Origin of the sequence: Mesorhizobium sp. WSM1293, from assembly GCF_000513875.1 — a bacterium.
In the GTDB taxonomy this organism is placed as follows: domain Bacteria; phylum Pseudomonadota; class Alphaproteobacteria; order Rhizobiales; family Rhizobiaceae; genus Mesorhizobium; species Mesorhizobium ciceri.
The window spans coordinates 1,016,877-1,037,247 of the sequence record NZ_AZUV01000001.1; the positions used below are offsets into that span (position 1 = coordinate 1,016,877).

A 20,371-nucleotide genomic window follows, 5' to 3' on the forward strand; every position below is an offset into this window, starting at 1 on the left:
GGGGAAGAAGACCGCAACGGCCTCCCCCTGTCGTAGTCAGCAGCTAAGGGGAACCATGATGAAAAAATCTATCGCCACACTTCTTCTCGGCGCCTCGCTTTTTGCAGCGCCGGCCATGGCCGAGCAGATTACCGTCGGAATGTCCGCGCCGCTCTCGGGCGCGCAGGCCTATTTCGGCAGCACCTGGCACAATGGCTTCAAGCTCTACGTCGACAGGCTGAACGCCGATGGCGGCGTCAATGGCGTCACCATTGCCTATGACCAGCAGGACGACAAGGCCGACCCGCGCGAGGGAACGCTCGTCGCCCAGAAATTCTGCGACAATGACAAGGTCGTGCTTGGCCTGGTGAACTTCAATTCCGGCGTCGCCCAGTCGACGCTGCCGATCTATGAAGACTGCACGCTGCCGACCATGACCTTCGGCTCCAATCCGTCTCTCACCAAGCAGGGCTACAAGTTCATGGTGCGCCCGGTGGCCAACGATCTGGCCGGCGCATTGTTGCCAGCCGAATATGCGCTGGGCAAGCTCGGCGCCAAGACAGCCGTGATCGTCAACGACAAGCAGGTCTTCGGCCAGGGCATTTCCGAAATCTTCGCCAAGAACTTCGAGACCGGCGGCGGCAAGGTCCTCGATACCATTGCCGTGGCGCCGTCCGATGTGGACTTCACCGCTGTGCTGGCCCAGATCAAGTCCAAGAAGCCCGATGCGATCTATCTCGGCGCCGTCATGCCGCAGCTTGCGCTGTTTGCCAAGCAGATGCACGAGCAAGGTATCGCCGCCGTGCTAATGGTGCCGGACGGCGGCTACACGCCGGACCTCATCAAACAGGCGGGCGAAGCCAATATCCAGGGCACGCTTGTCGCGATCCAGGTGCCGCCGATGGATGCCTCCCCCGAGATCGCCGATTTCGCCAAACTCTACAAGGCGAAGTATGGTGAGGAAGCCGGCCCGTATTCGATCTACGGCTATGTACAGGGCCAGATTTTGGAACAGGTGCTGAAGACGACGAAAGGCCTCACGCGTGAGGACCTCAACGCGGCATTGCATGCAGTCAAGGCGAAGACCGTCGTCGGCGAGCTGGAATTCGACGAAACCGGCGAACTCAAAGTCGCCCCATCCTACCTCTACAAGGTGGAGGGAACGGGCTTCCATCTCGTCGGTTCGAAATAGCAGCCAGACCGCCGGAGCCGCATCGCTACGCGCGAAGCGGCTCCTTCACCTGTTGACGGGCGTGCCTGCCGCAAGTACGGGCGGCCACGTCGACCATTCCCCTTCCCGGTTCGACCGGTCCATGGGGTTGCAGGCACAGGACGCCGGCCCATGCTGGGAAATCTTATCCAACAAACGGTAAATGCCCTGACCATCGGCTCGATCTACGCCTTGATCGCGCTCGGCTACACCATGGTCTACGGCGTGTTGCGCATGATCAACTTCGCCCATGGCGAGATGTTCATGCTCGGCGCCTATGTAGCGTTTCTGGCGCTCAGCCTGCTGGTCGGCGATGTCGGGATGTCGGGCGCGCTGGCGCTGACCGCGGCCTTTCTCGTGGCGATCTTCCTCGTCGGCCTCATTGGCGTCGGCATCGAAAGGGTCGCCTACAAACCGCTGAGAAGCTCCACCCGGCTCGCGCCGATGCTGTCCTCGCTCGGCGTCTCATTGTCGCTCGTCACCGGGGTGCAGATCCTGGCCGGCCCACAGCCGGTCGCCTTTCCCAGCTTCTTCCCCGTCGTCCGGTATCAGGTGATGGGCGGCACCATCACCTTGATGCAGATCGGCATCCTGATCGCCGCCTTCGTGCTGATGTTCGGCCTGCATGTCCTGGTCAACCGGAGCCGTATCGGCATCATCGTGCGCGCCGTATCGGAAAGCCGACCGACCGCACAACTGCTTGGCATCAACGTCAACGGCGCCATCTCGATGGTCTTCTTCGTCGGGCCGCTTCTCGGCGCTGCCGGCGGCATCCTCTATTCCAGTTACTATGGCATCATGTCGCCCAGCATGGGCGCCGTCATCGGGCTGAAGGCCTTCACCGCGGCCATCCTCGGCGGCATCGGTTCAATCCCCGGCGCCATGCTCGGCGCCTTCATCCTGGCTTTTATCGAAGTGTGGGGAACCGCGCTGCTGCCCATTGTCACAAACGGCGTGCTCGGCACCGAGTATCGCGACGTTCTCGCCTTTGCGATCCTCATACTCGTGCTTCTGGTCCGTCCTGCCGGTATACTCGGCGAGGCCGTCTCCGAGGAAAGCACCGTGTACAAGAGGGAATTCTGATGGCCGCCGCCGACACTCTCGCCGCGGCCCGGCCGCGTGCGAACCGGACCATCTCCTGGCTCGTCTTCGCCATCGCGATCGCGCTGATCATGGCCACGCCCTTCCTGCCCAACTACCATGTCCGTGTCCTCAACAGCCTGCTGATCTACATCCTGCTCGGCATCGGCCTGAACATCGTGATCGGCTATACCGGGCTGCTGGATCTCGGCTTCGTCGCCTTCTACGCGGTCGGCGCCTACAGCTATGGGCTGCTGGCAAGCCCGCAGCTCGGCCTGCATATGCCGTTCCTGCTCATCCTGCTCGTCGCCGCCTGCCTGGGTGCGGTCACCGGCATATTGCTCGGCATTCCGGTGTTGCGATTGCGCGGCGACTATCTGGCCATCGTCACACTTGGCTTCGGCGAGATCATCCGCATCATCATCAACAATCTCGACTGGCTGACCGGAGGGCCGCAAGGCATTGCCCGGCTGGACAAGGCGTCGATCCTCGGCATACAGATTGCCCGGCCGATCGACTTCTTCTGGCTGCTGCTGATCACCGTGCTCATCGTCGGCACCGTGGTCTGGCGGCTCGAGCGCTCCATCCTCGGCAAGGCCTGGGCGGCGATCCGCGAGGACCAGGACGCCGCGCGCGGCATCGGCATCAACACCACCAATGCCAAGCTTGCCGCTTTCGCCACCTCGGCCACGATCGGTTCCATAGCCGGCGCGATCTTCGCCGCATCGCAGCGTTTCGTCAGCCCGGAAAGCTTCACGCTGCAGGAATCGGTGCTGATCGTGCTGATGATCGTGGTCGGCGGCATCGGCAACATCTTCGGCATCGTCGCCGGCGCGGCAATCCTGATCCTGCTGCCGGAGCTGCTGCGCGAATTCGCCGAATGGCGCATCCTCTTCCTCGGTCTTTTGATGATCTCGCTGATCATCGCGCGCCCGGCCGGCATCGTGCCGCGCAGCTTCGGGCCGGAGAAACTGATCCGAGGGCTTTTCGGAAAATGACGCTGGTCTTTCAGAGCCTTCGCAAGGTGTATGGCGAGGTCGTCGCCATCGACGACGTGTCGACCGACTTCGCTCCCGGCATGATCCACGGCGTGATCGGACCGAACGGCGCCGGCAAGTCGACGCTGATCAACATGACGGCTGGTTCCTACACAGTGTCGTCGGGCTCGATCACGCTCGACGGCAAGCGTCTCGACAAACTCAAGAAATACCAGATCGCCAATTCGGGAATTGCCCGCACCTATCAGAACATCCGCCTCTTCGACCAGATGTCGGCGATCGAGAACCTTGAAGTCTGTTTCTATCCCGCCGAGGTTGCGGCCGCCTGGAGCGAAGTGATCTGGCCACCCTATGCCAACGCCCAGCGCCGGCGCCGGCGTGAGAAATGCATGGAAATCCTAAGGTTTTTTGACCTTCAGGGCTACGCCGACGTCGATGCCGGGGGCCTGCCCTATGGCCGACAGCGCATGCTGGAGATCGCCCGCGCCTTGGTCGCCAATCCGCGCGTCCTGCTGCTCGACGAGCCCGCCGCCGGATTGAACCACCACGAGACGGCGGAGCTGACGGCAAAACTCACCGCGTTGCGTTCGCCCGACCGGATCATGATCGTCGTCGAGCACGACATGGATCTCGTCATGACGCTCTGCGACAGCATCATCGTCATGCATCACGGAAAGCTGCTCTTCCGGGGCACGCCCTCCGAAGTGCAGGCAAGCACCGACGTCCAACTCGCCTATCTGGGAACCGCCAATGACATCGACGACATCCGGGCCGCTGCTCAGGATCGCCGGGCTCAGCTCGGGATACGGACGCGTCGGCGTTCTTGAGGCCATCAGCATTGACGTCGATCCGCACGAGATCGTCGTCATCCTGGGTCCCAACGGCGCCGGCAAGACAACGCTGCTCAACTCAATCTCCGGTGTTGCGCGGCCCTCCGCCGGCAGCATCGCCTTCGAAGGCCGCGATATCACCGGGATGCGGCCCGAACAGGTCGTGCGTCTCGGCATCACCCACTGCCCGGAAGGCCGCCAGATCTTCCAGCGCCTGACGGTGGAGGAAAACTTGGTCGCGGCCCATATCGGTCGCGGCGGGAAGAGTTTCGAGGCGTTGCGCGCCGAGGTGTTCGAGCTGTTTCCTGTGCTCAAAGAACGGCGCAACGGCATGGCAAGCCGCATGTCCGGCGGCCAGCAGCAGATGCTGGCGATCGGGCGCGCGCTTATGGCCGAGCCGAAGCTTCTGATGCTCGACGAGCCGTCTCTCGGTCTTGCCCCGAAGATCGTCCACCAGATCTTCCGCATCATCCTCGACCTGTCGCGCAACGGCATTTCGATCCTGCTCGTCGAGCAGAACGTTCAGCTGGCGCTTGAATGCGGCGACTACGCCTACCTGCTCAACACCGGCAAGGTGAAGCTGCATGGCCCGGCGCAGGAAATGGCCGCGCATTCGGCCCTGAGGGAACACTATCTCGGCGGCGCCAGCGAGGACGTCCTTCATGTTTGAGGTCGACTGGAAGACGCCGCATCTGTGGCGCAAGACCGCGAACAGGCGCCCGGCCGCACCGGCACCGCAAGGCGACCTGAAGACGGACGTGCTGGTGGTCGGCGGCGGCTTCACCGGCATGGCCGCGGCACTCGGCGCGCGCGACAGCGGCGTCAATGTCATCCTGCTTGAGAGCAACGAGATCGGATCGGCAGCGTCGGGCCGCAACAACGGCCTTGTCATCTCCCACCATTCCAAGGCCTCGCCGGCGGAGTTCGAGGCGGTCTACGGCAAGACGATCGGTGAGCGCTACAATCGCATGGTTGCGGATGCGGCCGGCGTAGCCTTCGGCCTGATGCAGCGCTTTAACATAGACGCCCACCAGGTTCAGGAAGGCTGGATCCAGCCCGCTCACACCGACACCACGCTTGCCCGCGCGCGCCAGTTCTACGAAGAGTGGAAAGCCTTCGGCGCCAATGTCTCCTGGCTTGACCGGGCCGAAGCCAGCGCGCGCATCGGCAGCCCCTATCTCGGCGGCTGGATGGTGCACAATTCCGGCCACATCAATCCGTTCGCCATGACCATTGGCCTTGCCGGCGCCCTTGAGCGCGAAGGCGTGACCATCTTCGAGAACGCCGCGGCGTCTCGCATCGAGAAGGTGGAAGGCGGCTGGCGCGTCTTCACCGCAACGGGAAGCGTCACGGCGCCAGAAGTGGTGCTTGCCACGAATGCGCTTACCGGCGACCTCTGGGCTGGGCTGAAGAAGACACTGATGCCGTTCAAGGTCTTCCAGGCCGCGACAAACCCGCTGCCGGAAGGCCTGCGCACCCAGATCCTTGTCGGCAACCCCGCGGTGTCCGACATGCGCAACGACATCCGCTATTTCCACTACGACGTCGACGGCCGGCTGGTGAGCGGCGGCACGCATACATTCTGGTTTGACGAGGCCGACCGCGGTCGCGCCAAGGTCTCGAGCATGCTGGGCAAGGCTTTTCGCGCATTCGGCGGCGAACCGCCGATCGTGGAATACTGGCATGGCACCTTTGCCGTGGTGCCTGATCGCAGACCTCGCCTCTATCGCCTGGCACCCGGCCTCGTGTTTGGCGGCGTCTATTCCGGCCGCGGCGTGGCATTGGCAATGTCTCTTGGCCAGGAAATCGGCCGCTGGGCGGCAGGCCGGCGCCGGGACGAGCAGATGCCTTTGCCGGTCACCAACATGAAACCGGTTCCGTTCCATCCGGTCGCCGTGCAGGTCGCGAACCGCATGCATCTCTGGAACCGCTTCAAGGATCGAAGCTCTTGATGACATTACAGACCGACGATGCTGATTTTTGTGCCGGCGGCTTGATGGTCCAGCCAAGGTGTTGTCTTGGCACTTCATGTCATGGGGCGGCGGCAGTCCCTCTCCAGGATTTGAACCAATGCGCGCGGCACTGTGAGCACCGAGCCCCCAAGCCCCGCCGAAAACTCGTCGCGCCGGAGTCCTTCAAGCTCCGCCACCAAGGCTTTCAGGCTGCGTGTCAGCGTCTCCCTGTCCATGCCAGCGTTCAGCCCCCGATTGCCACGACCGCGAGCGTCGTCGCCCGCCGCTGCGTCTCGCGCTTTGTCAGTGCCCCGAGCCATACCCGGAGAGGGGTTGATCCAAGGTTGCGACCTGCCCGGCAGGGATTCGCATCTGGAAGAAGAATCCCGAGTCTTTGCGCCATAGATACGTCGCCCGCTCCAGGTGTGCGTTTCTGGATAAAGGCGATAATTACACAATATAATAAAAGACTTAGGTAATGGTGGGCCCGGAGGGCGTCTTAAGATCGTTGATTTCATTGACTTTTTCGTGGGCCAAAATCGGAAATCTTCCCGTATCGTTCCGTATGGTTCCGCAGCCAACGGGGCGACGTCTGGTCCGCAGTTTCAAATCATGGATACGCAACTACCGATACCGGCATTCGCCGATCGCAGCAATGGGAGCGTTACCGATCAAGATCCCAATCAGACCGGTGCGTACTCATTTGCTTCGAAAACATGATGATGCACACGGCCGGTGAACATCTTCAGCAGTTCACCGGTCACCTCTCGACTTTGAAATCTTACGTCGGATTGAAGCGCTCGGTTACAGGTGTCCATGTCGGGGTAGCGAATGGCGAGCGCCATCGCGTAGGCGGGCGCACCTTCGTCGCGCGCCGTGCCGTGGAGAACGCGCACTTCCTCAGCGCCGGGAAATTGCGTCCACAGCGGCACCAGCCTGTCCCTGACGAAGCGCCGGAATTCGCTCTCTTGTCCGGGATGGATCTCACCTTCGAAGAGGGCGTAGCGAATGATCATGGCGAGGCTTTCCTGGCTTTGTGCGCTTGAGATGTCTGTTGCGGGCGCATCGGGTGATGCGCCCGCCTTGGTGCTTGCTTATTTGCCCCAGATTTTCTTGTACTGGTCGCGGTAGCCATTGTCGGGGTCGAAGGCATTCTTCGGCCCACCGTCGAACTCGACATTGTCGGCCGTCACCACATGCAACGGCGACAGATAGCCTGACCATTTTTCACCGGCGATGGCGCGGTTCAGTTCGTCGACCAGTTGCCAGCCCTGCAGGTTAAGCGGTTCGGCGACCGTCACCTTCTGGAACTGGCCGGCGCGGATGCGCTGATAGGCCGATTCCGACCCGTCGCCGGCGGCGACATTGATCGGCGCATCGGTGCCGGCCTTGCCGGCCGCCGCGAGTGAAGGCCCCATGAAGTCGAAATAGAGGTCATTGATCGCCAGCGAATGCGTCCAGGCATCGCCGTATTTCTGCAGCAGCGACGTGGTCAGCTGCGGCATACGCTGCGAGGTCTCGGCGATCGGCGTGTCGACATATTCGAGCACCTTGCCGCCCAGCCGCTCGATCTCGGCCTTCATCTTGTCGGCTTTGGCGATGGCGATGGCGTAGGTCGAATCGGTGAAGATAACGACGCCGGGCTTGCCCTTGGCATCGGCATAGGCCCAGTCGGCGGCAGCCGTGGAGACCTGCATGGCGTCAGTCGAGACGTTGGCGAAGACGCCGCTCTTTTCGTCGGGTCCTATCACCGGTCCGGCATGCCAGGAAACCAGCGGTATGCCGGCGGCCTTGGCCTGTTCCAGCGCAGGCGCCTGCTCAATGGCGTCGAAACCGTTGATGACGATGCCATTCGGCTTCAGCGCCATGGCCTGACCGAAGGCGGCGGTGCGGCCGCCGATCGAGCCGGCGCCGTCGATCACCTTGACCTCCCAGCCGATCGCCTTGGCTGCTTCCTCGACGCCTGTGGTGACGCCCAGAATGCCGCCGTTCTTGAGATCGCCGGCGAGCACGACGATCGTCTTGCCCGGCTGCGCCTTCGGACCGGTGGTCGGTCCGTCCCATGCCGTGACTTTCTGTGCATATTTTTCGACCACCGCCATGGCGTCGGCCATCGCGTCCGCCCGTGCCTGGCCGGCGAACGGGACTGGAGCAGCGATTGCGATAGTCATCAAGGCGACGGATGATTTTAGAAATGTTCTGCGTTGCATGTTGGTACCTCCCTTGGTTTCAAAAATTGTCTGGTTTCCGGAACTCGACTTCCGCAGGTTTTTGCAGGGCGCCAGGTCACTGGCTGATATGCCCAGCCACCGGGCCCAAACCGGCTGGATGCGCGTTTACATAGATGGAATAAAGCGACGTCTGGGCAGTGATGTAGAGGCGGTTGCGCTTCGGTCCGCCGAAGCACAGATTGGAGACGATTTCGGGAACCAGAATGCGGCCGATCAGCGTCCCGTCCGGCGCATAGACGCGAACCGCATCGGCGCTCGAGGCCCAGATGTTGCCATCGCGATCGACGCGGAACCCGTCGAAGAATCCGGCCTCGCATTCTGCCAGCGTGCCGCGCGATCGCAGCGAGCGGCCATCCGTGGCGACATCATAGATCTTGATTGCACGCGGCAGGCCCTGAACGTGACTTGCGCCGGTATCAGACACGTAGAGGATTTTCTCGTCGGGTGAAAAAGCCAGTCCGTTCGGCTGCACCAGATCAGTGATGACTGCAGCCACCTCGCCGGTTGCTTCATCCAACCGGTAGACATGGGACGCGCCGATCTCCGGCCGAGCAATCATGCCTTCATAGTGGCTGTCGATGCCGTAGACCGGATCGGTGAACCAGATCGTCCCATCGGATTTGACCACCACATCGTTGGGCGAATTGAACCGCTTGCCGTCGATGACTTCGACAAGCGACTGCCATCGTCCATCATGCTCAAGCCGGGAGATGCGTCGACCGCGATGCTCGCAAGCGACGACGCGGCCTTCGCGATCGAGCGTGTGGCCGTTCTGGTTGTTGCAATGGGTTTCGAAGACACTGACCGAGCCGTCGCATTCGTCGTAACGCAGCAACCGGTCGTTCGGGATATCCGACCACAGCAAATGCCTTGCCGCCGGAACATAGACCGGTCCTTCCGCCCAGCGGCTCCCGGTCCACAGCCGTTCGAGCTTGGCATGACCGATCGTCAGCTTTCGGAAGCGGTCGTCCAGAATCTCGTAGTCGCTCATTCCATTATTCCCGGATGGGTTCGGCTGGTCACTTCGAGGACTGCGCTACGGTCTTGGTTTTGGCTCTGTGCGCGGCGCCGCGCTTGCGCTGGGCGTAGCCGGCGATGCCGATGGCGACGAGCAGCGTCACGCCGTTGAACAGCGGTTCGACGAAGAACGAGCCGCCAAACTGCTGGATGCCGGAAATGCCGACCGCCAGGATGACGACGCCCGTCATCGTGCCCCAGACATTGACGCGTCCCGGCTTGATGGTGGTCGAGCCGAGAAAGGCGCCGACCAGCGCCGGCAGCAGATATTCCAGCCCGACGCTGGCCTGGCCGATGCGCAATTTGGAGGCAAGCAGCACGCCTGTCAGCGCCGTCAGGAAGCCCGACGAGATGAAGGCCCCGATGACGAAGCGGCGCACCGGAATGCCGTTGAGCGCCGCGGCCTTCGGATTGGCGCCGATGGCATAGACGTAGCGGCCGATCGGCAGATATTCGAGGATGATCCACAACGCGACGGCGATCGCCAAGACATAGAGGCCGGTGATCGGCAACCCGAACACCATCGTGCCATTGAGCGCGTAGAACCCGTTGGGCAGCACGCCGACAACCTGCCGACCGCCAGTATGCCAGAGCGCCAGCGCATAAAGGACGGTGCCGGTGCCGAGCGTGGCGATGAAAGAGTCAATGCGAGCGACTTCGACCAGCAGACCATTGAGGAAGCCTGTCGCGGCGCCGAGAAGCAGCACGATGACCACCGCCAGCGGCCACGGCACGCCGAACATCGTCTGCAGGCTGATGGCGAGGATGTGCCACAGCACGATGCCGTAGCCGACGGTGAGGTCGATGCGACCCGACGCCATCGGGATCATTGCCGCCAGCGACAGCAGCGCGATGATCGCCTTGTCGGAGATGATCGAGCGCAAATTGAGCAGAGTCGGAAACGTGTTCGGCAGCAGGATCGAAAACAAAAGGATCAGCAGCGCCGTCAGGATCACCAGCCCGTAGACCGGCAGCAGCCGGATGATCTTCTGCCCCAACGGCAAACCCGCCATTTCACCTCGGGTCGGTTCGAGTGCGCTGGATTCGATCGATTGCATGGGCTTTTCTCCCAGAAAAATCAGGCGGCTTCGGAAGCCGATGCCGCAATGATCACGGCGGATGTGGTCAGGTCGTTGCCGGTGAGTTCGCGCACGATCTGTCCGCGCGAAAACACCAGGGCGCGATGGCAGATATGGGCGATCTCCTCGAAATCGGTCGACACCACGACGACGGCGAGACCGGCTTCAAGCGCGCGGCCAATCAGCCGATAGATCTCGGCCTTGGCGCCGACATCGACGCCGGCCGTTGGATCCTCGGCGATCAGCAAGGTACGGCCGGTATGGAGCCAGCGCCCGACGACCACCTTTTGCTGGTTGCCGCCGGAAAGCGCCTCGATCGGCAGGTTCGGATCGTTGGGGCGCAGCCCGACCGAGCCGCCGATCGCTTGCGCCAGCGCAGCCTCCTTGTGAGGCGCGAGGAAGGAGAACAGGCCGCGCTTGCCGGCGCCGGGATTGAGAAAGCTGTTTTCGCGGATCGACAACGAGCCCGCGATCGATTCCTCCGTTCGGTCGCGGGCGATCAGGCCGACGCCGGCCGCCATTGCCGCGATCGGGCTCGACAGATCGGGCGTAGCGCCATTGATGGTCACCGTGCCGGAAAAGGCCTGGCAGCCGAACAGCGTGCGGCCGACAAGTTCCTGCCCGGCGCCGCGCAGTCCAACGAGGCCGAGCAGTTCACCCTTGCGCACGTCGAAAGACACCGGGCCGGCGCCGGCGCAGACCAGGTCGCGGACGGCGCACACCGTCTCGCCGGCCTGCGTCTCAGCCTTGCTGAAAACCTGGCTTACCGGACGGCCGACGATCATCTCGACCAACTCGTCCGGCCTGGTGTCGACGACCTTCTTCTGGCCAACCAGCCTGCCGTCGCGCAGCACGGCGACGCGGTCGGCGATACGGAAAATCTCATCGAGGCGATGCGAGACATAGATCATGCCGACGCCGCGCTGCTTGAGCGGACGAATGGCGTCGAACAGGCGGTCGACCTCGTCGGCCGGAAGACTGGCGGTCGGCTCGTCGAGCACCAGCACATCGGCTTCGGTGGCCAGAGCGCGGGCGATGGCGACCAGCGATTTTTCGGTGCGGGTCAGGTCCTGGACGCGCGTTGTCGGATCGAAATCGCAGCCGACCAGCTTCAGCGCCTCGTGCGCCCGCTTTTCGGTGGAGCGCCAGTCGATGAGACCGGAGCGCAGCGAAAACCCTTGAGCAAGGCCGACATTTTCGCCGACCGTCATCCATTCGATCAGGCCGAGATCCTGGTGAATGAAGGCGACGGACTGACGCTGGTTCGGCCGCGGCGGACGACGGTGATAGGGCTCACCGCGAAACAGGATACTGCCGCCATCGAGACGGTAGATGCCGGCGAGCGTCTTGATCAGCGTCGACTTGCCGGCGCCATTCTCGCCGAGCAGTGCCAGGATCTCGCCCTTGTGCAGATCGAGCGACACGTCGGAGAGCGCGCGGGTGCCGCCGAACTCCTTGGTAATCGACTTGAACTCGATCAGTTTTTCTTCAGCCACAAAGCGTTCCTCCCAAGATCGCCACAAGATGTTATCGATAACATTTCTGAGCGTCAAGCAGCAAAATTCGGCTCGCCGCTTAGCTGGTCTTGCCGTCGAGCAAGCGCATCATCTCGGCCGAATCCCTTGGCCCCAGGCCGGCCGCGCAGAGCAGGCGATGGATCTCGACCACCTGCCCGGTCATCGGCATCGGCGTCTTGGTTTTCAGCGCAAAGGCCTGCAGCGAATCCAGATCCTTCAGCATGTTGTCGATGCGGCCGGTGGCTGAAAAATCGCGGGCGGCGAACTTTGCCATGAACTCCTGCATGATGCTGGAATCGGCGCGCCCGCCCTTGAGCGCCGCCGGGATGGCATTGGGATCGACGCCGCCGGCTTCAGCGAGTTTGACGGCTTCGGCGACGGCCTGGAACAGCACCGCGCAGAACAGTTGGTTGATCAGCTTGGTCGTCTGCCCTGCCCCGCTCGGCCCCATCAGCGTGTAGTTGGCGCAGAGATGCTGCATCACCGTGCGCGCGTGTTCGAAGTCTGCAGGATCACCGCCCGCCATGACCGTCAACCGGCCGGCCAGCGCGCCGGGAACGCCGCCCGACAGCGGACAATCGAGCCATTTCATGCCGGTCTCAGCCGCGAGCTTCTTCGCCATCTCAGCAGTGTCGGCCGGGTCGATCGACGACATGTCGATCAGCAGCTTTTCGGGCGACGCAGCAGCCGCGACACCAGCATCGCCGAACACCACCGAACGCACGATATTGGCATGGTTGAGGCTGAGGACTACGAAGTTGTTCGCCCGCGTTGCCTCGGCGACCGACGCTGCGGCAGCCGCACCCTTTGCGGTCAGGGCAGCGACCTTGGCCTTGTCCAGATCGAACACCGTAACTGCCTGCCTGGCCTCGATCAGGCGGGTGGCAATCGCCGTTCCCATGATGCCGGCGCCGACAACGGCGACTTTTGCAGCTTGCGTCATATCAACGAGCCTCTTTCCTTGATCCTTGCAGGGGCGATCCCGAAGGCGCCCAGGCCCTCCAGCGCCGCATCGGCAATGCTGTCGACCGGAGCGTCGATGTCCACTGTGACCACCAGCGGCTCTTCGCCGGGTTGTTCCAGCGCGGCGAATTGACTGTCGAGCAGCGCCGGCGGGAAGAAGTGGTCGCGGCGCGCGGCGAGCCTGGCTTGCAGCAGCGAGCGCGACCCCTCCAGGAATACGAAAAACAGCGGCCCGCCCGCCGCATGACGAAGCCGATCGCGATAGGATTTCTTCAGCGCCGAGCAGCTGACGACGAGCCCACGGCCCTCCTCATGCGCATGGCGCAAGGCCGCGCCCAACAAGTCGAGCCAAGGCCAACGATCGTCGTCGGCAAGCGGTATGCCCGCAGACATTTTCTCGACATTGCCGCGCGGATGCAGCGTGTCACCTTCGACGAACGCAAGGCCAAGCCGCGCCGCGATCTCGACGCCAACTTTGGTCTTGCCGCAACCGCTGACGCCCATCACGACAATGAGCGCGGGTTCAAAGACAGGTCGTGATGCCGCCATCGACATAGAGCGTGTGTCCATTGACAAAGGATGAGGCCGGTCCAGCCAGAAACACCGCCGCGCCGACCAGTTCGCCGACATCGCCCCAGCGTCCCGCCGGCGTGCGGTTGGTCAGCCAGGTTGAAAATTCAGGATTGTCGACCAGCGCCTGGTTAAGCGGCGTCTTGAAGTAACCCGGCGCGATGGAATTGATCTGCAAGCCATGCTTGGCCCAATCGGCACACATGCCGCGCGTCAGGTTGCGTACCGCGCCTTTCGTGGCCGTATAGGGAGCGATGTTGGTCCGCGCCAGTTCGCTTTGCACCGATGCTATGTTGATGATCTTGCCGCGCCGCCGCGGGATCATGTGCCGCGCCACCGCTTGCCCGACAAAGAAAACGCTGGAGATATTCGTGCGCAGCAACTCGTCCCATTTGTCCACGGGAAAATCCTCGAGCGGCATGCGGAACTGCATGCCGGCATTGTTGATAAGGATGTCGATGGCGCCGATCGTCGTCTCGATCTCGGCAATGCCATTCGCGACTGCCGCATGATCGGTGACGTCGAAGACGGAGCTGTGGACCTTGTATCCTTTTGCCGTCAGCGCATCCGCGGCCGTTTTGACTTTTTCGGCGCTGCGACCGTTGAGCACGATTTCGGCGCCGTGCTGCGCCAGCCCCTCCGCCAGGGCTAGGCCGATCCCCTGCCCCGAACCCGTGACCAGCGCCCGTATGCCGGTCAAATCGAACAACGAACTGCTCAAGTTCTCCTCCCGAGGAATGTCCCTGAAGCGGGATACGATTTCCGCCGCGCCGCCGCCAGTGCCTATTGACATGAATGTTATCGATAACATAGTCAATGGAAAAATGCAGTTGCGCGGGAGACAATGCCGTGACCGACATATTGATGACCGGGCCCTATCCGGACTGGGACATGGTAGACCTCGAAGCGAAATATCGCGTCCACAAGCTTTGGCAGGCCGACGACAAGGACGCGTTGATATCAAGCCATGCCGACGCCATCCGTGCCATCGCGACGCGCGGCGAACTTGGCGCCAGTGCCGCGCTGATGGCAAAATTGCCGAAGCTCGAAATCGTCTCCTGCTACGGCATGGGCACCGACGCAATCGACCTTGCCTATGCCAGGGGAAAAAGCATCCGTGTAACCAACACGCCTGATGTGCTGACCGAGGACGTGGCCGATATCGGCATCGGGCTGCTGCTCGCCGTGGCGCGCCAGATTCCGCAGGCCGATGCCTATGTGCGCGATGGCAGCTGGCGCAAGGCCAACATGCCGCTGGTCACGCGTGTTTACGGAAAAAGCCTCGGCATTGTCGGCATGGGCCGCATCGGCAAGGCCGTGGCCCGGCGCGCTTCTGCCTTCGACTGCGAGATCGCCTATTTCGGCACTCGCAAACACGACGACCTGCCTTACGACTTCGTCGGCGATCTGGTCGATCTGGCACGCCGGAGCGAGTTCCTGATGGTGACGCTGGCCGGCGGCGAAGGCACCAGGAACATCGTCAATGCGGAAGTGCTGGCGGCGCTCGGGCCGGACGGCATACTCATCAACATTGCGCGCGGCAGCACCGTCGACGAGACCGCGCTGCTCGCGGCATTGGAATCCGGCGCGATCAAGGGCGCCGGGCTCGACGTGTTCTGGAACGAGCCGACGATCGACGAGCGCTTCGCAAAACTTTCCAACGTCGTGCTGCAGCCGCACCATGGCAGCGGCACGGTGGAGACCCGCAAGGCCATGGGTCAGCTCGTGCGCGACAATCTCGCGGCCCATTTTAGTGGTCAGCCCTTGCTGACGCCGGTCGTCTGAGACAGGATCACATCATGAAGTCGATCGTCATCCACGCGGCCAAAGATTTGAGGATCGAGGAGTCCGATCCGGGCGACCTCGGCGCGGGACAGGTTGAGATATCAGTCGAAGCCGGCGGCATCTGCGGCTCTGACCTGCACTACTACAATCATGGCGGCTTCGGCGCGATCCGCCTGCGCGAACCGATGATCCTCGGCCACGAAGTAGCCGGCACGGTGAAGGCGCTTGGGGGCGGCGTCTCTTCCCTCGCCATCGGAGACCGTGTCGCCATCTCACCCAGCCGGCCCTGCAACGCCTGCCGCTATTGTCTGCAAGGCATGCAGAACCAGTGCCTCAACATGCGCTTCTACGGCAGCGCCATGCCGATGCCGCACATCCAGGGCGCGTTCCGCCAGCGTCTGGTGGCCGAGGCGTGGCAGTGCCACAGAATAGCTGACCACGTTTCGATCAACGAAGCCGCTTTCGCCGAGCCTTTCGCGGTGACGCTGCATGCCATGAACCGGGCCGGCTCGCTGCTTGGCAAACGCGTTTTGATCACCGGCTGCGGGCCGATCGGCGCGCTTTGCATCCTGGCCGCGCGAGCCCATGGCGCACGCGAAATCGTTGCCACCGACGTCATGGACGGCGTGCTGACAAAGGCTGGAGAGATCGGCGCCGACCGTACGATCAATGTCGCGACCAATGGCGAAAAGCTCGCCGCCTACAATGTCGAGAAGGGCAGTTTCGATGTCATGTTCGAGGCCTCCGGCAACGAACGCGCCGTGCGTGCGGGGCTCGATGTGCTGAAGCCGCGCGGCGTGCTGATGCAGCTCGGTCTTGGCGGCGACGTGTCTCTCCCGCAGAACCTGATCGTCGCCAAAGAGATAGAGATGCGCGGCAGCTTCCGCTTTCACGACGAGTTTGCGCTCGCCGTCGACCTGATCAACCACCGCCGGGTGGATGTCAAACCGCTGCTGACAGGCATCTATCCGCTCGACGAGGCGGTTGCGGCCTTCGAGATCGCTGGCGACCGCAACAGATCGATGAAGGTCCAGATCGCCTTCTGAACAGATACCGGGAACGTCAGGTGCTTTCGCGCTCGACGACGCGATAGCCGGTCAGGACGATCTCTTGGCCGTGCCGTTTCTCGTCGCCGCGGATCACCTGGATCAGTCTTCGGGCTGCCTGTTGCCCGATGCCGTAGCAGTCCACATTCACGGTGGTGATGCCGGGGTGGCAAAAAGCGGCGACTTCATAGTCGCCAAAACCGGCGATGGCGATGTCCTGCGGCACCCGCATGCCCCGGCGCTTGCATTCCATCAGCGCGCCGAAGGCCGAAAGATCCGAGACGCAAAGCACCGCTTGCGTGTCCGGCCAGCGTTCCAGCATGCTGACGACGGCCTGGCCGCCCTGCTCGATGGAGATCGGCGGCACGCCGAAGGAAACGAGGCGGCCGGTCGGCAAGCCGAGCTCCTCGATGGCCCTGACGAAGCCTTCGCGCCGCTGGCTGCCGCGCGTGTCGCGCGAGGTCGTCCCGCCGATGTAGCCGAACTTTCGGTAGCCCTTTTTGGCGAGCGTCTTGACCAGCAGACCCATCGCCTCTTCGTTGGAAAACCCAACCACCTGATCGATGGGATTGGCTGGTAGCTCCCAGGTTTCGACCACGGGAATGCCGGCGCTTTTCAGAAGGCGGCGGGCGCGATCGGTATGCGCGCCGCCCGTCAGGATGATGCCTTCCGGCCGTCGGCGCAGCATCGCCTCGATCAGCTGTTCTTCCTTTTCGACCGTATAGTCGGTGTAGCCGAGCAACAGCTGTAGCCCGGTGCTTTCAAGCTCATCCGTGATGCCGCGCGCCGTGTCGGCGAAGTTGGAATTGTTGATCGAGGGGACAATCGCTGCAACAAATCCCGTCTTGCGCGAGGACAGGCTGCCGGCCGATTGATCGAGCACGTAGCCAAGATCGTTGACCGCGGCCATGATCTTTTCGCGCGTCGCCTTGGAAACCCGGCTGCCTTCCTTTAAGGCGCGCGACACCGTCATGGTCGACACACCGGCCCGCAGCGCCACGTCGACCATTGTCGGCGTGTGGCTTTCGCTCGGCCTTGATGTGGCAGCCTTGGCCATTATGCCGCTCCACTGGCCAGCTGTGGTTTGCTCCAGGAAAGCGCTCGACACTCGGGCACAAGGTCTCTGCTGCGTCCAGCATCGCTCATGAACCACCCATTGGGATCAAACTTCACTCAAAGGCATGTTATCGATATCACATCAACATGACAACAGTCACGTACGAGGCCCAATTGTGCCTAGACATGGTCATGAGCACTGGTTTGAGCCGCGATCACAGCTTTGATCTGCTGCCTGGTCTCCCGGCGCCGTCTTGGTGCGTGGGGTGGATTCCATGAAGACTCAAAGGGGTTCGAGTCCAAAAAGGAAGAACAAACGGGTTAAAAAATGAAACAAAATCAGATGCTTAATGCAATGGTGGGCCCGGAGGACGTCTTAAAGTCTTTGATTCTATTGTCTTTTTCGTGGGCCAAATCAGAAACCTTCCCGCAGCGTCCCGCATGCTCCCGTGACGCGCCAAATAGGCAACTTTAGCTAACCTTGTTCGGGATCGTTCGGAGACATGCTCCGGGAACGGCGGCAATGGGGCCGACTGTGGACTGTCCGGTTTAAGACAAGCTTGGCGATAAGCCGACATACTGCAGCCGACCCCATCGCGGTCGTTCCAAGGTCATCGACGGTTTCGCGAAAGTCGCCGTTCCCGATACGCCAGACTGTCGGCGTAATCGGGTGACCGGCCACAACTATTTGCCGTCAAGTGATACCACACCCTCAGTTCGCCTACCTGCCTTCTCGATGCCGTGAGCGGCGACGAGAGCCTGACGCTGTGCTTCCATGTCCGCCGACAGCTTGCGCCCTTCAGCGAGTTGCTCCTCAGGCATGTCGGCATCCATAATTTTGCCGAGCTCGGCTTCAACCTGCCTACCGACGCCTTCGAACGAGAAATCGTTCTGGTAAGCGCGCTGCATAACCCAGTTCAGCAGTTTTGCAGTGTCCTGTCCGATTTCCTTTCCACTGAAGACGCGCTTGAAGCACCACAGGACGACGTCGACCACCTGCAGACCTGGACTCTCCTCTTCAGTGGCCGTCCGGAACGTGCTCCCGGTCACCTTCTGGACCATCAACGGCTTGCTTTCGCCTGGCCATAAAAGTCCCTCTGTATTCGCAAGCTCGGGCTTAGAGACGATCGCATGCCAGGTCGCAAAAACCTCTTCGACCTCAGCCTGCTTGTCGTGGACAATCTCGCGAACAGGCCGCTTCCAACGCTCCGACGCATTCTGCAGACCCTCCAGCAGGCTCGTGAACGCTACGAAATTCGGCGAATGCTGATACCGCCGAGCCTTCTCTGACATATGGGTCGAGAACTCCTCCGGATTGGCGATCGCCCACTCAAGCGCGTCAGTGATGATCTCGCGGCTGCGGGCATCAGGTACGAACTGAACATTATCCAGCATAGCTTCTGCGCCCTGAACGAAGTGCTTCTTCGAGGTAAACTCACTTTTGGCCGTCACGCAGTCCCAAACGATCGACGCGATTTCCGGCGTAATGACGAAGGTCGCCATCTTGAACGTAAGCAGAAGGCGCAGATGGCGGAGCCAGTAAGCCGACCACGGCACCGCCTTGTTCTCACCCTGATCGAAATAGACGTCGATCACCTTGCAGGCGGCGAGGTACTTCTTCTCGACGCGGGAGACGAAGAAGCGGCAGTCCGTCTTTTTCAGGAGCTTCAGGAGGTCGGGCGCGATCTGTTCGATCTTGGCTACACCGAGGACGTTCGCATGCAAGGCGTTCGTACCAACCTTCTTGGCAATGGCAGCGATGCTCGCCTTCGCAACGAGATCGAAATTTGTCTTCGTCATGAAGGCTGCGGTGATAAACAACGGCTGCTCTTCGTCGAAGAGGTTATTCAGCGTGTTGCCTGTCTCATCTACGTACGCCCACATTCCTTTTCTCCAGTCAGAGGGGCGCGGCTTGTAGCATAACATGCGGTAGATTCACCAACTCTTTTCATAATACACTTCCGTACATCGCCCATGGATCGCAAGCGACCACCGTCGGTTGTGCAAAACGAGGCGCGCTTGCCATTCTATGGCGCAGTGCGTGCGCATTGGCCTGGCGCCGCAGAACATCTGTTTCTGGCGTCGATTAGGATTGCTTGTACGGCCGATAGCGCTGTTGCCATCGACGTACGACGGTCACCTGAATGGCCGCTTTCCCAATACTCATGGCCAAAAGCGGTCGGTCAGCAATCCACCCCACAGCAGCACAACAGCCACGCCGCCCACCGTATTTAAAGCGGTCATCCGCGTGGCCGCGGATGACCGCACAATGTCAGATTTCGGTTCGCTCTGCCAGGAGCAGCGCGTCCTCCACGTCGACACCAAGATAGCGCACGGTGTTCTCGATCTTGGAGTGTCCGAGAAGTATCTGGATGGCGCGGATGTTGCCCGTCGCCTTGTAGATCATGGACGCCTTCGTGCGACGGAGCGAATGTGTACCATGATCCTCAGGGCGTAAGCCGATGGCGGACACCCACTCGTCGACCAGACGCGCATATTGCCTCGTGCTGATATGGCTCGCTGGATCGACCCGGCTCGGGAAGGCATAGTCTTCTACTGTGCCGCAACGCCGCTCGAGCCAAGCCAGCAGGCTCGCGCGTACGTCGCTCGTGATCTCGAACTGAACCGGCCGTCCGGTCTTCTGTTGCACGACGATCGCGCGAGCCCTGATCTCCGGACCCGATACCAGATCGCGGATTTTGATCTTGACCAAGTCGCAGCCACGAAGCTTGCTGTCGATCGCCAGATCGAAGAGAGCGCGATCACGGATGCGCCTCTCGCGATCAAGGTAAAAGCGAACGGCCCAGATTTGCTTTTGCGTGAGCGGGCGCTTGGTCCCTACCTGCTTGCCTGCATTCCAAGCCGCGCGCTCGCGACTAGCATCATCGAACTGAGAATGACCCATGTGCGTTCTCCTCGGCCTTGATTGGCCGAGAAAGAAACGCCGCAGGGCCCTGACGCCTAATAGGCCGACTGCAGACGATGTGCTTCCGGGGACGGCCTTGCAGATTGCGGTCGTTCGTCCTCCGACCGCTGTCCTAGACATTCAGGTACGGAT

19 protein-coding genes are annotated in these 20,371 nt (G+C 61.8%); 8 read left to right on the forward strand and 11 right to left on the reverse strand.

From position 1 onward, the window contains the following. The first annotated feature begins 58 nt into the window (after window positions 1–58). The 6 genes from M729_RS0105165 (at window position 59) to M729_RS01000000134685 (ending at window position 6,049) form a co-directional block, all read left to right on the forward strand. Window positions 59–1,171, forward strand: a complete 1,113-nt coding sequence (locus tag M729_RS0105165; protein ID WP_024504004.1) for a branched-chain amino acid ABC transporter substrate-binding protein — start codon at window positions 59–61, stop codon at window positions 1,169–1,171. 150 nt (window positions 1,172–1,321) lie between these two features. Then, window positions 1,322–2,272, forward strand: coding sequence for a branched-chain amino acid ABC transporter permease (locus M729_RS0105170; protein ID WP_245267542.1), 951 nt, complete (start codon window positions 1,322–1,324; stop codon window positions 2,270–2,272). After that, window positions 2,272–3,267, forward strand: coding sequence for a hypothetical protein (locus M729_RS01000000134680; RefSeq protein ID WP_024504006.1), 996 nt, complete (start codon window positions 2,272–2,274; stop codon window positions 3,265–3,267). Before M729_RS0105170 ends, M729_RS01000000134680 begins: the two co-directional genes overlap by 1 nt. Then, window positions 3,264–4,094: an ABC transporter ATP-binding protein gene (locus M729_RS0105180; RefSeq protein WP_024504007.1), complete on the forward strand. Its 831-nt coding sequence runs from the start codon at window positions 3,264–3,266 to the stop codon at window positions 4,092–4,094. Before M729_RS01000000134680 ends, M729_RS0105180 begins: the two co-directional genes overlap by 4 nt. Then, a complete protein-coding gene (locus tag M729_RS0105185; RefSeq protein WP_050580477.1) occupies window positions 4,018–4,767 on the forward strand; it encodes an ABC transporter ATP-binding protein in 750 nt (249 codons plus the stop codon). Before M729_RS0105180 ends, M729_RS0105185 begins: the two co-directional genes overlap by 77 nt. Further along, entirely contained in the window at window positions 4,760–6,049 is a 1,290-nt protein-coding gene (locus tag M729_RS01000000134685; protein ID WP_032808007.1) for an FAD-dependent oxidoreductase, read from the forward strand. The genes M729_RS0105185 and M729_RS01000000134685 overlap by 8 nt, the downstream gene beginning before the upstream one ends. Window positions 6,050–6,732: 683 nt before the next feature. Here M729_RS01000000134685 and M729_RS0105200 read toward each other — a convergent pair. From M729_RS0105200 to M729_RS0105235, 8 genes are all read right to left on the reverse strand, one after another. Continuing rightward, window positions 6,733–7,065, reverse strand: coding sequence for a hypothetical protein (locus M729_RS0105200; RefSeq protein WP_027160954.1), 333 nt, complete (start codon window positions 7,063–7,065; stop codon window positions 6,733–6,735). A gap of 78 nt (window positions 7,066–7,143) precedes the next feature. Next, window positions 7,144–8,259, reverse strand: coding sequence for a substrate-binding domain-containing protein (locus M729_RS0105205; protein ID WP_027160955.1), 1,116 nt, complete (start codon window positions 8,257–8,259; stop codon window positions 7,144–7,146). Window positions 8,260–8,335: 76 nt separating this feature from the next. Continuing rightward, window positions 8,336–9,271, reverse strand: a complete 936-nt coding sequence (locus M729_RS0105210; RefSeq protein ID WP_027160956.1) for an SMP-30/gluconolactonase/LRE family protein — start codon at window positions 9,269–9,271, stop codon at window positions 8,336–8,338. Window positions 9,272–9,299: 28 nt separating this feature from the next. Beyond that, window positions 9,300–10,355, reverse strand: a complete 1,056-nt coding sequence (locus tag M729_RS0105215; RefSeq protein ID WP_027160957.1) for an ABC transporter permease — start codon at window positions 10,353–10,355, stop codon at window positions 9,300–9,302. A gap of 20 nt (window positions 10,356–10,375) precedes the next feature. Then, complete coding sequence (locus tag M729_RS0105220; protein WP_027160958.1) at window positions 10,376–11,872, reverse strand: sugar ABC transporter ATP-binding protein; 1,497 nt, start codon at window positions 11,870–11,872, stop codon at window positions 10,376–10,378. Window positions 11,873–11,951: 79 nt separating this feature from the next. Next, a complete protein-coding gene (locus M729_RS0105225) occupies window positions 11,952–12,836 on the reverse strand; it encodes an NAD(P)-dependent oxidoreductase (protein WP_027160959.1) in 885 nt (294 codons plus the stop codon). After that, the gene (locus M729_RS0105230) at window positions 12,833–13,411 is read right to left on the reverse strand and encodes a gluconokinase (protein ID WP_027160960.1); all 579 of its coding nucleotides are present in this window, start codon (window positions 13,409–13,411) and stop codon (window positions 12,833–12,835) included. The genes M729_RS0105225 and M729_RS0105230 overlap by 4 nt, the downstream gene beginning before the upstream one ends. Beyond that, entirely contained in the window at window positions 13,380–14,147 is a 768-nt protein-coding gene (locus M729_RS0105235; RefSeq protein ID WP_027160961.1) for an SDR family oxidoreductase, read from the reverse strand. The genes M729_RS0105230 and M729_RS0105235 overlap by 32 nt, the downstream gene beginning before the upstream one ends. A 95-nt stretch (window positions 14,148–14,242) precedes the next feature. Between M729_RS0105235 and M729_RS0105240 the strand changes: the two genes are divergently transcribed. Together M729_RS0105240 and M729_RS0105245 are read left to right on the forward strand one after the other, a co-directional pair. Beyond that, on the forward strand, window positions 14,243–15,211 hold the full coding sequence (locus M729_RS0105240) for a 2-hydroxyacid dehydrogenase (protein ID WP_050596183.1): 969 nt from the start codon (window positions 14,243–14,245) through the stop codon (window positions 15,209–15,211). A 14-nt stretch (window positions 15,212–15,225) separates the two neighbouring features. Continuing rightward, window positions 15,226–16,257: an L-idonate 5-dehydrogenase gene (locus M729_RS0105245; RefSeq protein ID WP_027160963.1), complete on the forward strand. Its 1,032-nt coding sequence runs from the start codon at window positions 15,226–15,228 to the stop codon at window positions 16,255–16,257. A gap of 16 nt (window positions 16,258–16,273) precedes the next feature. On the opposite strand, the gene M729_RS0105250 is transcribed toward M729_RS0105245, so the two are convergent. The 3 genes from M729_RS0105250 to M729_RS0105260 form a co-directional block, all read right to left on the reverse strand. Then, a complete protein-coding gene (locus M729_RS0105250) occupies window positions 16,274–17,314 on the reverse strand; it encodes a LacI family DNA-binding transcriptional regulator (RefSeq protein ID WP_032808008.1) in 1,041 nt (346 codons plus the stop codon). A gap of 683 nt (window positions 17,315–17,997) precedes the next feature. Next, window positions 17,998–19,197, reverse strand: coding sequence for a DUF3800 domain-containing protein (locus M729_RS0105255; RefSeq protein ID WP_027160965.1), 1,200 nt, complete (start codon window positions 19,195–19,197; stop codon window positions 17,998–18,000). Between the two features lie 388 nt (window positions 19,198–19,585). After that, entirely contained in the window at window positions 19,586–20,218 is a 633-nt protein-coding gene (locus M729_RS0105260; protein WP_027160966.1) for a tyrosine-type recombinase/integrase, read from the reverse strand. Between the last annotated feature and the right edge of the window lie 153 nt (window positions 20,219–20,371).